The sequence below is a fragment of the Williamsia sterculiae genome (assembly GCF_900156495.1).
Lineage (GTDB): Bacteria > Actinomycetota > Actinomycetes > Mycobacteriales > Mycobacteriaceae > Williamsia_B > Williamsia_B sterculiae.
Window position 1 is genome coordinate 19,971 of the sequence record NZ_FTNT01000018.1, and the last position, 14,643, is coordinate 34,613.

Here is a 14,643-nt window from a genome sequence, read left to right on the forward strand (position 1 = left end):
ATAATGAACCGTATGACGACGACGGTGGCGGTGGCTGGCGCGAGTGGCTACGCGGGCGGAGAGATCCTGCGACTGTTGTTGGGGCATCCGCGTCTGCGATCGGGAGAGTTGGAGATCGGTGCGCTGACCGCGGGCGGTAACGCGGGGACCACGCTTGCCGAACACCAACCCCATCTGCTGCCGCTGGCCGACAGGGTGCTGCAGGAGACCACGCCCGAGGCACTCGCCGGGCACGACGTGGTGTTCCTCGGTCTGCCGCACGGGTCGTCGGGACCCATGGCGGACGCGTTGTCGCCGAGCACCCTGGTCATCGATTGCGGCGCCGACTTCCGACTGGAGGATCCGGCGGACTGGGAGCGCTGGTACGGCAGCGACCACGCCGGGCACTGGCCGTACGGGCTCCCCGAGTTGCCCGGCAACCGCGAGGTGCTCACCGGTGCCACCCGGATCGCGGTGCCTGGTTGCTACCCGACGGTGTCGATCCTGTCGCTGCTGCCTGCGGTGGCTTCCGGGCTGGTGGAACCGCATGTGACCGTCGTCGCCGTGAGCGGTGCGTCCGGGGCCGGCCGCGCGCCGAAGGCGAACCTGCTGGCCGCCGAGGTGATCGGATCGGCGCGGGCGTACGGCATCGGAGGTGCCCACCGGCACACCCCGGAGATCGGGCAGGCACTGTCCCGGGTCGCCGAGGTACCGGTCGCGGTGTCCTTCACCCCCGTGTTGGTGCCCATGGCGCGGGGCATCCTGGCCACCTGTACCGCTCGCACCACCGCGAGCGCGGCGGAGGCGCGTGCCGTGTACGAGAAGGCCTACGACGACGAACCGTTCATCCACCTGCTGCCCGACGGTGCCCTACCCACCACCGGCGCCGTGGTCGGGTCGAATGCCGTACAACTCAGCGTGACCGTCGACGAGCAGGCGGGCACCTTCGTGGCTGTCGGGGCCATCGACAACCTGACCAAGGGCACCGGCGGGGCGGCCGTGCAATCGATGAACCTGGCCGTCGGGTTCGACGAAGTCGAGGGTCTGAGCACCGTGGGCGTGGCGCCATGACGAATCACGTGCAGCGAGCCGCCATCGTCGCGTCGGCGACCGGTGACACCACGGTGCCGCCGATCGTCCGGAACCAGGGCGTCACCGCACCCCTGGGGTTCCGTGCCGCGGGGGTCGCGGCGGGTATCAAGGCCTCCGGCCGACCGGATCTCGCGCTGGTGGTGAACGAGGGTCCCGAATACTCCGCCGCGGGCGTGGTCACCCGTAACAAGGTCAAGGCCGCCCCGGTGTTGTGGACTCAGCAGGTGCTCACCACGGGACGTCTCCGCGCGGTCATCCTCAACTCGGGCGGCGCCAACGCCTGCACCGGGCCTGCCGGGTTCGCCGATACGCACGCCACGGCCGAGGCTGTCGCCGCCGCGATGAGCAACTGGGGTACCGACACCGGCGCCGTCGAGGTGGCGGTGTGTTCCACGGGCCTCATCGGGGACCGTCTGCCGATGGACGCCGTGCTCACCGGGGTCACCACGATCGTGCAGGACATGGGCGGTGGCCTGTCCGGTGGGACCGATGCGGCCCGGGCGATCATGACCACCGACACCGTGCCGAAGCAGGCTGCGGTGCACCATCCCGGCGGATGGAACATCGGCGGGATGGCCAAGGGTGCGGGCATGATGGCGCCGTCCCTGGCGACCATGCTCGTGGTCCTCACCACCGACGCCGCGGTGGACGCCGCGGCCCTGGACACCGCCCTCCGGCGGGCCACCGCAGGCACATTCGACCGCCTCGACATCGATGGCTCGACCTCCACCAACGACACCGTGCTGTTGCTGAGCTCCGGCGCGTCGGCGGTGACCCCGACGCAGGGTCAGCTCGACGACGCGGTGTTCGCGGTGTGTGACGATCTCGCCGCGCAACTGATGGCCGACGCCGAGGGGGTGACCAAACGGATCATCATCACCGTCACCGGAGCCGTCTCCGACGACGAGGCCCTCGCGGGCGCCCGCACCATCGCCCGCGACAGTCTGGTGAAGACGGCGCTGTTCGGTTCCGACCCCAACTGGGGCCGGGTGCTCGCCGCCGTCGGTATCGCGCCCATCGACCTCGACCCCGACCGTGTGACGGTGCGCTTCAACGGTGCGTTGGTCTGTGAGAACGGCTGTGGCGCGGCGGGAGCCCGCGACGTCGACCTGTCCGGCGCGGACATCGACGTGACGGTCGACCTGGGGCTGGGTCCGGGTGCGGCGACCATCCGCACCACCGATCTGTCGCACGCCTACGTCGAAGAGAACTCGGCCTACTCGTCATGACGATGACCGCGCTGGACAAGGCGCACGTACTCGCCGAGGCGACCCCGTGGCTGCAACGACTCAGTGGCCGGATCGTCGTGGTGAAATACGGCGGCAACGCCATGGTCGACGACGGCCTCAAGGCCGCCTTCGCCCGGGACATGGTGTTCCTGCGAACCTGCGGCATCCATCCGGTGGTCGTCCACGGCGGCGGTCCGCAGATCACCGCGATGCTCGGCAGGCTCGGACTCACCGGCGAGTTCCGTGGCGGCTTCCGGGTCACCACCCCCGAGGTGATGGACGTGGTCCGGATGGTGTTGTTCGGTCAGGTCGGTCGCGAACTGGTCGGCCTGATCAACGCCCACGGACCGTATGCGGTCGGTATCACAGGCGAGGACGCCCACCTGTTCACCGCGACCCGTCGGACGGTGCTCGTCGACGGTGAGGCGACCGACATCGGGCTCGTCGGTGACGTCACCTCGGTCAGTCCGGCCGCGGTCACGGACCTCATCGCCGCCGACCGGATCCCGGTCGTCTCGTCGATCGCCCCGGACGCGGGCGGCGTGGTGCACAACATCAACGCCGACACCGCGGCCGCCGCGCTGGCCGACGCGCTGGGCGCCGAACGTCTCGTCATGCTCACCGACGTCGAGGGCCTGTACACCGACTGGCCGGACCGCGGTTCGTTGGTGTCCCGGATCGGCGTGGGGGCGCTCGGCGCGCTGCTGCCGCGTCTCGACGCGGGCATGGTGCCGAAGATGGAGGCGTGTCTGCGTGCCGTCACCGGCACCGTCCCGCAGGCCCACGTCATCGACGGCCGGGTCCCACACGCTGTGCTCCTCGAACTGCTCACCGCGGAGGGGATCGGCACGATGGTCGTGCGCGACACCGCAGCCCAGCCGACCGTCGACATCATCGAGGAGGCGACCTCATGACCGAACCCCTCGCCCGGCGGTGGTCGGAGAGCGTGATGAACACCTACGGCCAACCGAAGGTGGCGTTGGTCTCCGGCGACGGTGCGGTGGTCCGCGACGCCGACGGGAAGGAATACATCGACCTGCTCGCCGGGATCGCCGTCAACGTCCTCGGACACGCGAACCCGGCGGTGGTGGCCGCGGTGACCACCCAACTCGGCACCCTCGGCCACACGTCCAACCTGTACCTGTCGGAGCCGGTGGTCCGGCTGGCGGAGGAACTCGTCGCGCGATTCGGCCAACCCGGCCGCGTGTTCTTCTGCAACTCCGGCGCCGAGGCGAACGAGGCCGCGTTCAAGATCGCCCGACGCACCGGACGGCCCGAGATCATCGCCGCCGAGAAGGCGTTCCACGGCCGGACGATGGGCGCCCTGGCCCTGACCGGACAACCCGCGAAGCGGACCCCGTTCGAACCGATGCCCCCGGGTGTACGTCATGTGCCCTTCGGCGACATCGACGCCCTGCGGGCGGCGGTCTCCGAGCAGACCGCCGCGATCGTGCTCGAACCGATCCTCGGGGAGGCGGGGGTGGTGGTGCCTCCCGACGGTTACCTGACCGCAGCCCGCGAGATCGCCACGGCCAACGGAGCACTGTTGGTTCTGGACGAGGTGCAGACCGGTGTGGGACGGACCGGCAATTTCTTCGCCCACCAGGCCGTCGGTGTGGTGCCCGACGTGGTGACCCTGGCCAAAGGGCTCGGCGGGGGGCTGCCGATCGGGGCGTGCCTGGCCACCGGCCCGGCCGCCGGACTACTCGAACCCGGCCAGCACGGGACGACCTTCGGCGGCAACCCGGTCTGCGCCGCGGCCGCGTTGGCCGTGCTGCGCGAACTCGACGACCGCGACCTGGTGGCACGAACGGCGTTGCTGGGCAAGAAATTCGCCACCGACATCGAAGAGCTGGGACATCCGCTGGTGTCGCACGTGCGGGGTGCCGGACTACTGCTCGGTGTGGTGCTCACCGCGCAGAGGGCGGCCGCCGTGGAGGCCGCGGCCCGCGACGCCGGGTTCCTCATCAACGCTCCCGCCGCCGACGTCATCCGGTTGGCGCCGCCGTTGGTGCTCACCGACGAGCAGGCCGACGCCTTCGTCGGCGCATTGCCCGGCATCCTGGATGCCGCCCACGATCCGGAGGTCACGCGATGACCCGGCACTTCCTGCGCGACGACGACCTCACCCCCGCCGAACAAGCCGAGGTGTTGGCCCTCGCCGCCGAGCTGAAGCGGGCGCCGTTCTCGCAGCGGCCGCTCGACGGCCCGCAGGGGGTCGGGGTGATCTTCGACAAGAACTCCACCCGCACCCGGTTCTCCTTCGAAGTCGGTGTCGCCCAACTGGGGGGGCACGCGGTGGTCGTCGACGCCCGCAGTACCCAACTCGGCCGCGACGAGACCCTGGAGGACACCGGACGGGTTCTCTCCCGCTTCGTCCGGGCGATCGTCTGGCGCACCTTCGGCCAGGAGCGACTCGAGGCGATGGCGTCCACCGCCACCGTGCCGGTGGTCAACGCGCTGTCCGACGAGTTCCACCCCTGCCAGGTGCTCGCCGACCTGCAGACCATCGTCGAACACAAGGGCCGTACCGCGGGCCTGACCATGACCTACCTGGGCGACGGGGCGAACAACATGGCGCATTCGCTGATGCTGGGCGGGGTGACCGCCGGGATGCGGGTGATCGTGTCCGCGCCCGACGGTTTCGCTCCCGACCCCGCCATCGTCGACGATGCGCGTGCGATCGCCGAGGCCACCGGTGGCTCGGTGGTCGTCGACGCCGATCCACGGACCGCGGCGGCAGGAGCCGATGTACTGGTCACCGACACCTGGGTATCGATGGGGCAGGAGGAGGACGGCAGGGACCGTGCCGCGCCGTTCCGGCCATATCAGATCAACGACGACCTGGTCGCGCTCGCCGACCCGGCGTCGATCGTGCTGCACTGCCTACCCGCCCACCGCGGCGAGGAGATCACCGACGAGGTGATCGACGGTCCGCGCAGCGTCGTCTTCGACGAGGCCGAGAACCGGTTGCACGCCCAGAAGGCGTTGCTGGCCTGGCTGCTGGCGAACCAGTGAGGCGGGAGCTGATGTCCGACGATGTGGCCGTGGGATCGGCGCAGGTCGGTGGACCGCCTCGGTCGGCGATGACCCGCGCCGGACGGCACGCCCGCATCGTCGAACTGCTGTCCCAGCGCCAGGTGCGCAGCCAGACCGAGCTGCAGGCGTTGCTCGCCGCCGACGGCATCGACGCCACCCAGGCCACCCTCTCTCGCGATCTGGACGAACTCGGTGCGATGAAACTGCGTGCCGCCGACGGTGGGGCCGGGGTGTACGTGGTGCCCGAGGACGGATCGCCGGTCCGCGGTGTGGCCGGCGGGACCGACCGGTTGTCCCGCATGCTCGGCGAACTGCTGACCTCCGCCGACAGCAGCGGCAACCTGGCCGTGCTGCGCACCCCACCGGGGGCCGCCCACTACCTGGCCAGCGCTCTGGACCGGGCAAGCCTGCCCGGGGTGGTCGGCACCATCGCGGGCGATGACACGATCTTCATCGTCGCTCGCGAACCACTGACCGGGGCCCAACTGGCCGAACAGATCGCCGACCTGGTCTGAGTGGTCGTCGCGGGGTGAGCAGCCCGCACCGTGACAGACCACGTCCACCGACAACCCGGCGCCGCACCGCGCCACGAGCAAGGAGCACACAACACATGTCCGAACGCGTCATCCTCGCCTACTCCGGCGGCCTGGACACCTCCGTCGCCATCAGCTGGATCGGCAAGGAAACCGGCAAGGAGGTGGTCGCCGTCGCCATCGACCTCGGCCAGGGCGGCGAGGACATGGAGGTGGTGCGTCAACGCGCCATCGACTGCGGCGCGGTGGAGGCGGTCGTCGTGGACGCCCGCGACGAATTCGCCGATGAGTACTGCCTGCCGACCATCCAGAACAACGCCCTGTACATGGACCGCTACCCACTGGTGTCGGCGATCTCGCGGCCGTTGATCGCCAAACATCTCGTCGAGGCCGCTCGCGACCACGGCGGCACCGTCGTCGCACACGGCTGCACCGGCAAGGGCAACGACCAGGTCCGCTTCGAGGTCGGGTTCGGCTCGCTGGCCCCCGAACTCGAGGTGCTCGCCCCGGTACGCGACTACGCCTGGACCCGGGAGAAGGCCATCGCCTTCGCCGAGGAGAACGGCATCCCGATCAACGTGACCAAGAAGTCGCCGTTCTCCATCGACCAGAACGTGTGGGGTCGCGCCGTGGAGACGGGTTTCCTCGAGGACCTGTGGAACGCGCCCACCAAGGACGTCTACGACTACACCGAGGACCCGACGCTCAACTGGTCCACGCCCGACGAACTGATCATCAGCTTCGACAAGGGGCGCCCGGTCGCGATCGACGGCAATCCGGTCAGCGTGCTGCAGGCGATCGAGGAACTGAATCGCCGTGCCGGCGCCCAGGGCGTCGGGCGGCTCGACGTGGTCGAGGACCGACTCGTCGGCATCAAGAGCCGGGAGGTGTACGAGGCGCCGGGCGCGATGGTGCTGATCACCGCGCACTCCGAACTCGAGCACGTGACCCTGGAGCGCGAACTGGGGCGCTACAAGCGCCACACCGACCAGAAGTGGGCCGAGCTGGTCTACGACGGGCTCTGGTTCTCCCCGCTGAAGTCGTCGTTGGACACCTTCACCGGCAGCACCCAGGAACACGTCTCCGGCGACATCCGATTGGTGCTGCACGGCGGCACCGTCGTGGTCAACGGCCGGCGCAGTGCCGAGTCGCTCTACGACTTCAACCTCGCCACCTATGACGCAGGCGACACCTTCGACCAGTCCTACGCCAAGGGCTTCGTCCAGTTGCACGGACTGTCGTCGAAGATCGCGGCAAAACGGGATCTCGATCGGTGAGCCGCGACCACCCGAACAGCACCAACGAGGGTTCGCTGTGGGGCGGCCGGTTCGCCGACGGGCCTGCCGCCGCGATGGCGGCGCTGAGCAAGTCGACCCACTTCGACTGGGTGCTGGCGCCCTACGACGTCCGTGCATCGCAGGCGCACGCCCGGGTGCTGCACCGCGCGGGTTTGCTCGGTGACGATGACCTGACCACCATGCTCGACGGCCTGCAACGGCTCGCCGACGACGTGGCGAGCGGTCACTTCGTGCCCGCAGAGTCGGACGAGGACGTGCACGGTGCCCTGGAACGCGGACTGATCGACCGGGTCGGTCCCGAGGTGGGTGGGCGCCTGCGCGCCGGACGATCGCGCAACGACCAGGTGGCCACGCTGTTCCGGATGTGGCTGCGGGACGCCGTCCGCCGGGTTGCCACCGGACTGCTCGACGTGGTGGACGCGCTCGTCGCGCAGGCCGCTGCCCACCCCGAGGCGGTGATGCCCGGCAAGACCCACCTGCAGGCCGCCCAGCCGGTGCTGCTGGCCCACCAGCTGCTCGCACACGCCCACCCGCTGCTCCGTGATGTGGAGCGGCTACGGGACTTCGACCGGCGGGCCGCGGTGTCACCCTACGGATCCGGCGCGTTGGCCGGGTCGTCGCTGGGGCTCGACCCGGATGCGATCGCCGCCGACCTCGGCTTCGACGCGGCCGCGGACAATTCCATCGACGCCACCGCCTCACGTGATTTCGCCGCCGAGGCCGCATTCGTGCTGGCGATGGCCGGCGTCGACCTGTCCCGGTTGGCCGAGGAGGTGATCGTCTGGAGTACACCGGAATTCGGGTACATCACCCTCGCCGACGCCTGGTCGACCGGCAGTTCGATCATGCCGCAGAAGAAGAACCCCGATGTCGCCGAACTGACCCGCGGCAAGGCCGGTCGGTTGATCGGCAACCTCACCGGGTTGTTGGCGACCCTCAAGGCCCAGCCGCTGGCCTACAACCGCGATCTGCAGGAGGACAAGGAACCGGTCTTCGACTCGGTCGCGCAACTGGAGATGCTGACCCCGGCGCTGGCGGGCATGGTCGCAACGCTGGAGTTCCACACCGATCGGCTCGCCGAGCTGGCGCCTGCCGGGTTCAGCCTGGCCACCGACATCGCCGAGTGGTTGGTCCGTCAGGGGGTGGCGTTCCGGGTCGCCCACGAGGTCGCGGGTGCATGCGTGCGTGTCGCCGAGGAACGGGGTGTGGGACTCGACGGTCTCGTCGACGCCGAGCTCACCGCGATTCACCCCGCGTTGACCCCTGCGGTCCGGGAGGTCCTGACCGTCACCGGTTCGGTGGCCTCCCGCGATGCCCGAGGCGGTACCGCCCCGGTGCGGGTTGCCGAACAGCTCGCCCGGGTGCGCGACACCTCCCGGCGGTTCCGGGAATGGGAGTCGGCCGGCGCCGAGTAGAGTGATCGTGATCACCCGGCGGGGGTCTGTGTGTTCGGGTCGCGGTACGGTGCCCGGTCGGAGTCGGGATGTGCGCCCGCGGCGCGGGGAAGGTGGCAGGTGATGCGTGGTTTGCCCAACGTGGGCCTCGCCGTCGAACGTGTCCTGGCGACAGCGCAGAACGGGCTGGAAGTCCTCCGCATGGGTGGCCTGGACACGGGCACCGAGCCGGCCCCGTTCCAGATCGCCGAGACGACCTCGATGTACCGGCTGCGACGCTACTTCCCCCGTGACCTCGCGGACGGTCCGCAGGTGATCCTGATCCCGCCGATGATGGTCTCGGCGAACGTCTACGACGTGACTCCCGACAAGGGCGCGGTGTCGGTGCTGCATCGCAACGGCATCGACTGCTGGGTGGTCGACTTCGGCTCACCCGACAAAGAGGTGGGTGGGATGGCCCGCACCCTCGCCGACCACATCGTGGCCATCGACGAGGTGATCGAGCTGGTCCGCGAGGCCACCGGCAAGCCCGTCCACCTCGGCGGTTACTCGCAGGGCGGGATGTTCGCCTATCAGGCCGCGGCGTATCGCCGGTCCAAGGACATCGCCAGCGTCATCACCTTCGGCAGTCCGGTGGACGTACTCGCCGCCCTGCCGTTGGGCTTGCCCGCGACCATCGTCGCGCCCGGTGCACAACTGCTCGCCGACAATGTGTTCAATCGCATCGCGGTCCCCGGTTGGTTGGCCCGCACCGGCTTCCAGTTGCTGGACCCGGTGAAGGCGGCCAAGAGCCGCATCGACTTCCTGCTGCAGCTGCACGACCGCGACGCCTTGCTGCCGCGAGAGGATCAACGTCGCTTCCTCGAGGCGGACGGCTGGGTCGCGTGGTCGGGGCCGGCGGTGGCGGAGCTGCTACGTCAGTTCGTCGCGCACAATCGGATGGTCTCCGGGGGCTTCATCATCCGCGACCGCACGGTGACCCTGGCGGAGATCACCAGTCCGGTGTTGGCCTTCGTCGGTGAGGCCGACGACATCGGCCAGCCCATCGCGGTGCGCGGTATCGTGCGCGCCGCACCCCGCGCGGATGTGTACGAATCCATCCTCCCGACCGGACACTTCGGTCTGGTCGTGGGTTCGACCGCGGGCGCACGCACGTGGCCCACGACCGCGGAATGGATTCGCTGGCGCGACGGCGCCGGAGACCAACCCGCGGCGGTGGTACCGATGGCCGAGAACTCCGACGAGGCCGTCGGACATTCGGGCGTCAGCCTGTCGTCGCGGATGACCCACGGTCTCGGCGCGGTCGCCGAGACCGGCGCCACCGCGGGACGCGAGGCGATCGAGCTGGTCAACAGCGTGCGCCGGACGTCGGAAGCGGTGGTCCGCGAGTCCGTGCGCACGCTGCCCCGCCTCGTCAGGCTCGGTCAGATCCAGCCCGGCACGCGGATCTCGCTGGGCAAGCTGATGAACGAGAACGCCAAGAAGGCCGGCGCGGAAGAGTTGTTCCTCTTCGAGGACCGGGTGCTCAGCCACACCGAGGTCAACACCCGTATCGACAACGTCGTCGCCGGCCTCATCGACTGCGGTGTGCGCCCTGGGGAGCACGTCGGTGTGTTGATGGCCACTCGCCCCAGCGCGCTGGTCGCGATCGCCGCGCTGTCCCGGCTGGGTGCGGTGTGCGTCCTGCTCGGTCCCAACGACGAACTGCCGGAGATGATCCACCGCGGTGGGTGCTCGGTGGTCATGGTCGACCCGGTACACGTCGACCAGATCCGCGGACTGGCCGATCGGGTGTTGCTGCTCGGCGGCGGTAGTCGTGACCAACCGCAGGCCTACGGCGACGGCATCGTCGACATGGAGCTCATCGACCCCGACGCCGTCGAGATACCGTCCTGGTACCGGCCCGATCCCGGGCTCGCCGCCGACCTGGCCTTCGTCCTGTTCACGCGCGTGGACGCACACCTCGAACGCTGGCCGGTGACCAACCACCGATGGGCGATGTCAGCCTTCGGTGCGGCGTCCGCGGCCCGATTGAGTGACAACGACACCGTCTACTGTCTGACGCCCCTGCACCACGCGGCGGGTCTGCTGACCACTCTGGGTGCCACCGTCGCCGGCGGTGCCCGTATCGCGCTCTCGTCGGAGATCTCCGCGGAACGGTTCGCCAGCGAGGTCTATCGCTACGGCATCACCGTCGTCTCCTATACGTGGACGATGATGGAGGACGTCCTCGACGCCGACGACCTGTCGATCGGCAAACACAACCCCATCCGCCTGTTCATGGGGTCGGGCATGCCACGCGGGTTGTGGAAGCGGGTGCTCGAGCGCTTCCCGACGGCGAACGTTCTGGAGTTCTTCGCCACCGCGGACGGCTCGGCGATCCTCGCCAACGTGACCGGCACCAAGGTCGGGGCGATGGGACGACCGCTACCCGAGACCAACAGGGTCCGGGTGGCCGCCTACGACGTCGACGCCGAACAGTACGACGTCGATGGTCGCGGCTTCGTCCGGGAGGCCGCGGTCGACGAGGTCGGGGTGCTGCTGGCCCAGACCCGTCAGCGCTACGAGATGGGCGGCATGGTGTTACGCGACGTCTTCTCGCGCGGGGATCGTTGGGAGAGCAGCGGTCACCTGTTCCGACGCGACTCCGACGGTGATTTCTGGTTTCTGGGAAACGTGGCCGGGATCATCAAGTCCAGCGATGGTCCCGTCTACCAGGAACCGATCATCGCGGCGTTGACCGAGATCCCCGTCGTGGGTCGGGCTGCGCTGTATGGACACGGCGAACCGGGGCGGACCCTGGCGGTCGCGGTGATCGCACCCCGCGGCGACGCGAGCCCACCGACGGTGTCGGCTCTACGGATCGCGCTGGCCGGTCTTCCGCTCGCCGAACGACCGCACCTGATCTGGTTCGTCGACGAGATCCCGATCTCGCGCTCCTATCGACCTCTGGTGGCCGAATTCCGCAGGCAGGGACTGCCCACGCCGGGGCCGCGGGTCTGGTATCGGGACGAGAACGGCCGCTACCGCAAGTACACGAAGACCGCGGCCGCCGAATTGAGCTGGGCCGCACCGGCACCGATGCCGCGCGGGAGCGCGCAGGCTTGAGCTCGTCCTGCGGTCGGTCACCGGTCCGGGTCCGCGCGATAGGGTCGACCACGTCGGCCGTCGGGACGGTCGACCGTTGTGTGTCGTAGAGAGAAGGAGACCGACATGGCGCTGGATCCGGCGTTGCGAGAGCGGCTGGTCTGCCCGCAGGATCACGGGCCCCTGCTCCACCTCGACGACACGCTGTACAACCCGCGACTGAGGGTTGCCTACCGGATCGATTCCGAGGGCATACCCGTGATGCTGATCTCCGAGGCCCGACCGGTCGACGACGCCGAACACGAGACGCTGGTCACCCGCGGTGAGGAAGTGGGCGGGACCTCCCAGGAGTGATCCGGACCGATCATCCGCTGTCGACCGGTGATCCCCTTGTCGCGGCGGGGCATCTCCTCGGGTCACGACTGCGTGCCGGTGATGGCGAGTTCCGGATCGTCGAGGTGGAGGCGTACGGAGGTCCACCCGGGTCTCCGTTCCCGGACCCCGCCTCGCACGGGTTCGGAGGTCCGACGCCCCGCAATCGGGTGATGTTCGGTCGCGCCGGGCATCTGTACGTCTACCGCTCGTACGGCATCCATCTCTGCGCCAATGTCACCTACGGTCCGGTGGGCCAATGCGGTGGTGTGTTGCTGCGGGCCGCCGAGGTGACGGCCGGACACGACGAGGTCGCCGACCGCCGACCCGGGGTGCCCGGCGCCCGCCGAGCCCGGGGTCCCGGCAATCTGGGCGCTGCGGTGGGCGTGACACTCGCCGACAACGGCACCGACCTGCTCGACCGCAACGCGCACCTGCGGCTCGATCTCACCGGATCGGACGAGGCCGTTGCCGAAGGTCCGCGTGTCGGGGTGAGTCGCGCCAGCCGACGTCCGTGGCGACTCTGGTTGCCCTCGTCACCTGCGGTCTCGGCGTACAAGCGGTCACCGAGGGCCGTCGACGAGGGCGACGAGGACTGGTGAACCGCGCGGCCGGGGTGACCTGACAGAATCGATACCGTGGCCGACATCATCGACGAACTGCTCTGGCGGGATCTGATCGCACAGTCGACGGACGTCGACGAACTGCGCGTCGCGCTCTCGGCCGGACCCATCACGCTCTACAGCGGATTCGATCCGACCGCGACGAGTCTGCACGCGGGATCCCTGATGCCGTTGTTGACGTTGCGTCGTTTCCAGCTCGCCGGTCACCGGCCGATCGTCCTGGCCGGCGGCGCGACCGGGATGATCGGCGACCCGCGCGACGTGGGGGAACGAACCATGCAGTCACCGGAGACGGTCGCCGCGGCGACCGAGAGCATTCGCGGGCAACTGCGCAGTTTCGTGGAGTTCGACGACTCGCCGACCGGTGCACTGCTGGTGAACAACCTCGACTGGACGGGTCCGCTGTCGGTGGTGGAGTTCCTCCGCGACGTCGGCAAGCACTTCTCGGTCAACGTCATGCTCGCCAGGGACACCGTTCGCCGCCGTCTGGACGGTGACGGCATCAGCTACACGGAGTTCAGCTACCTGCTGCTGCAGGCCAACGACTTCGTCCAACTGCATCGCAACCACGGTTGCCTGTTGCAGATCGGCGGGTCAGATCAATGGGGCAACATCGTGGCCGGCGTCGACCTGGGTCGGCGGCTGGGTACCGAGCCGCTGCACGCCCTGACGGTGCCGCTGGTGACGTCGTCGGACGGCAAGAAGTTCGGTAAGTCCACCGGTGGCGGTTCGGTGTGGCTCGATCCCACCCTGACCAGCCCCTACGCCTGGTACCAGTATTTCGTGAACACCGCCGACGCCGACGTGGTGCGGTATCTGAAGTGGTTCACCTTCCTCGATCGTGAACAGATCGAGGAACTCGAGAAGTCCACCGCCGACGCGCCGCATCGGCGCGCAGCACAGAAGACTCTGGCCGCCGAGCTGACCACTGTGGTCCACGGAGCGGAGGCCACCAAGGCGGTCGAACTCGCAAGTCAGGCGCTGTTCGGCCGCGCTGACCTGAGGGAATTGGACCAGCGGACGCTCGCCGCGGCACTCGCCGAGACCACGGTCGCGGAGTTCGGGGCAGGGGAGCACCCGGGAATCGTCGAGCTGTTGGTGTCGACCGGGCTGTGTGAGAGCAACAAGGCGGCACGGCGGGTCATCGGTGAGGGCGGCGCCTACGTCAACAACGTCAAGATCGGCGATCCCGAGTGGACCGCGGCCGAAGACGATGCGCTGCACGGGTGGTTGGTGGTCCGACGCGGGAAGAAGAACGTTGCGGGGGCCCACCTGACGCCGTCGCAGCCGGGTGATGTGTAAACGTCGAAAGCTCGCTGACCAGGCGATTTGACGCCCTGTTTCGACGTGTGTAACTTAATCGTCGCACCACGGAGAGAACAACCGCCCCGGAGCGAACAGCCCGGGGAGTTCGGCTCGCTCAGGTGTCTTCGACCACAACACGGCCAGAACGCAAGCATTTGTGTGCGAGTCGCGGCTGTGGTAGGCTGGAAAAGTTGCGCTCGTGTGGGTGTGACGGATAATATGTGCTTGCTTTGGCTGGTGCCCGGTGTGGGTGTTGGTGGGGTGGGTGTGTGTTCTTTGAGAACTCGATAGTGTGTTGATGGATTGTTTGGTGCCATTTTTTGTGGCATCAGATTGTTTTGTGAGTTTTTGATGCTAGTTTTTGTTGTTTTTTTTGGTGTTGGGATTTTTTCTCTGCTGGGAATGTTGTGTTGAAAGGGCTCTGCTGCTGTTGTGGTGGTGGGGTGTTTTTGATGTGTTTTCATGGAGAGTTTGATCCTGGCTCAGGACGAACGCTGGCGGCGTGCTTAACACATGCAAGTCGAACGGAAAGGCCCTTCGGGGTACTCGAGTGGCGAACGGGTGAGTAACACGTGGGTGATCTGCCTCGTACTCTGGGATAAGCCTGGGAAACTGGGTCTAATACCGGATAGGACCATTGGGCGCATGTCTGGTGGTGGAAAGTTTTTCGGTGCGAGATGAGTCCGCGGCCT

Annotated in this window: 12 protein-coding genes and 1 rRNA gene; all 13 read left to right on the top strand. The window is 68.4% G+C overall.

The genetic code is table 11. From position 1 onward, the window contains the following. Positions 1–12: 12 nt before the first annotated feature. The gene (gene argC / locus BW971_RS20640) at positions 13–1,050 is read left to right on the top strand and encodes an N-acetyl-gamma-glutamyl-phosphate reductase (protein WP_076482966.1); all 1,038 of its coding nucleotides are present in this window, start codon (positions 13–15) and stop codon (positions 1,048–1,050) included. Continuing rightward, positions 1,047–2,300 (top strand): bifunctional glutamate N-acetyltransferase/amino-acid acetyltransferase ArgJ, encoded by a 1,254-nt coding sequence (argJ, locus tag BW971_RS20645; RefSeq protein ID WP_076482967.1) that lies wholly within the window; start codon positions 1,047–1,049, stop codon positions 2,298–2,300. The genes argC and argJ overlap by 4 nt, the downstream gene beginning before the upstream one ends. After that, the gene (gene argB / locus BW971_RS20650; protein WP_076482968.1) at positions 2,297–3,214 is read left to right on the top strand and encodes an acetylglutamate kinase; all 918 of its coding nucleotides are present in this window, start codon (positions 2,297–2,299) and stop codon (positions 3,212–3,214) included. The genes argJ and argB overlap by 4 nt, the downstream gene beginning before the upstream one ends. Next, positions 3,211–4,398: an acetylornithine transaminase gene (locus BW971_RS20655; protein ID WP_076482969.1), complete on the top strand. Its 1,188-nt coding sequence runs from the start codon at positions 3,211–3,213 to the stop codon at positions 4,396–4,398. Before argB ends, BW971_RS20655 begins: the two co-directional genes overlap by 4 nt. Next, the gene (argF, locus tag BW971_RS20660) at positions 4,395–5,318 is read left to right on the top strand and encodes an ornithine carbamoyltransferase (RefSeq protein ID WP_076482970.1); all 924 of its coding nucleotides are present in this window, start codon (positions 4,395–4,397) and stop codon (positions 5,316–5,318) included. The genes BW971_RS20655 and argF overlap by 4 nt, the downstream gene beginning before the upstream one ends. A gap of 11 nt (positions 5,319–5,329) precedes the next feature. After that, positions 5,330–5,854: an arginine repressor gene (locus tag BW971_RS20665; protein WP_076482971.1), complete on the top strand. Its 525-nt coding sequence runs from the start codon at positions 5,330–5,332 to the stop codon at positions 5,852–5,854. 95 nt (positions 5,855–5,949) lie between these two features. Then, on the top strand, positions 5,950–7,149 hold the full coding sequence (locus tag BW971_RS20670; protein WP_076482972.1) for an argininosuccinate synthase: 1,200 nt from the start codon (positions 5,950–5,952) through the stop codon (positions 7,147–7,149). Further along, positions 7,146–8,585: an argininosuccinate lyase gene (gene argH, locus BW971_RS20675; protein ID WP_076482973.1), complete on the top strand. Its 1,440-nt coding sequence runs from the start codon at positions 7,146–7,148 to the stop codon at positions 8,583–8,585. The genes BW971_RS20670 and argH overlap by 4 nt, the downstream gene beginning before the upstream one ends. A gap of 102 nt (positions 8,586–8,687) precedes the next feature. After that, positions 8,688–11,672: an AMP-binding protein gene (locus BW971_RS20680; protein WP_076482982.1), complete on the top strand. Its 2,985-nt coding sequence runs from the start codon at positions 8,688–8,690 to the stop codon at positions 11,670–11,672. 105 nt (positions 11,673–11,777) lie between these two features. Then, on the top strand, positions 11,778–12,005 hold the full coding sequence (locus BW971_RS20685) for a Trm112 family protein (protein WP_076482974.1): 228 nt from the start codon (positions 11,778–11,780) through the stop codon (positions 12,003–12,005). Continuing rightward, the gene (locus BW971_RS20690; RefSeq protein WP_234974532.1) at positions 12,002–12,625 is read left to right on the top strand and encodes a DNA-3-methyladenine glycosylase; all 624 of its coding nucleotides are present in this window, start codon (positions 12,002–12,004) and stop codon (positions 12,623–12,625) included. The genes BW971_RS20685 and BW971_RS20690 overlap by 4 nt, the downstream gene beginning before the upstream one ends. Positions 12,626–12,652: 27 nt before the next feature. Further along, on the top strand, positions 12,653–13,948 hold the full coding sequence (gene tyrS, locus BW971_RS20695) for a tyrosine--tRNA ligase (protein WP_076482975.1): 1,296 nt from the start codon (positions 12,653–12,655) through the stop codon (positions 13,946–13,948). A 462-nt stretch (positions 13,949–14,410) separates the two neighbouring features. Further along, positions 14,411–14,643 (top strand): 16S ribosomal RNA (locus tag BW971_RS20700); the annotation flags it as partial.

Coding starts and splice junctions, on each gene's coding strand:
- argJ (WP_076482967.1), top strand. CDS start 1,047: ATGACGAATCACGTGCAGCGAGCCGCCATCGTCGCGTCGGCGACCGGT.
- BW971_RS20665 (WP_076482971.1), top strand. CDS start 5,330: ATGTCCGACGATGTGGCCGTGGGATCGGCGCAGGTCGGTGGACCGCCT.
- BW971_RS20685 (WP_076482974.1), top strand. CDS start 11,778: ATGGCGCTGGATCCGGCGTTGCGAGAGCGGCTGGTCTGCCCGCAGGAT.
- BW971_RS20680 (WP_076482982.1), top strand. CDS start 8,688: ATGCGTGGTTTGCCCAACGTGGGCCTCGCCGTCGAACGTGTCCTGGCG.
- argF (WP_076482970.1), top strand. CDS start 4,395: ATGACCCGGCACTTCCTGCGCGACGACGACCTCACCCCCGCCGAACAA.
- argB (WP_076482968.1), top strand. CDS start 2,297: ATGACGATGACCGCGCTGGACAAGGCGCACGTACTCGCCGAGGCGACC.
- BW971_RS20670 (WP_076482972.1), top strand. CDS start 5,950: ATGTCCGAACGCGTCATCCTCGCCTACTCCGGCGGCCTGGACACCTCC.
- argC (WP_076482966.1), top strand. CDS start 13: ATGACGACGACGGTGGCGGTGGCTGGCGCGAGTGGCTACGCGGGCGGA.
- BW971_RS20655 (WP_076482969.1), top strand. CDS start 3,211: ATGACCGAACCCCTCGCCCGGCGGTGGTCGGAGAGCGTGATGAACACC.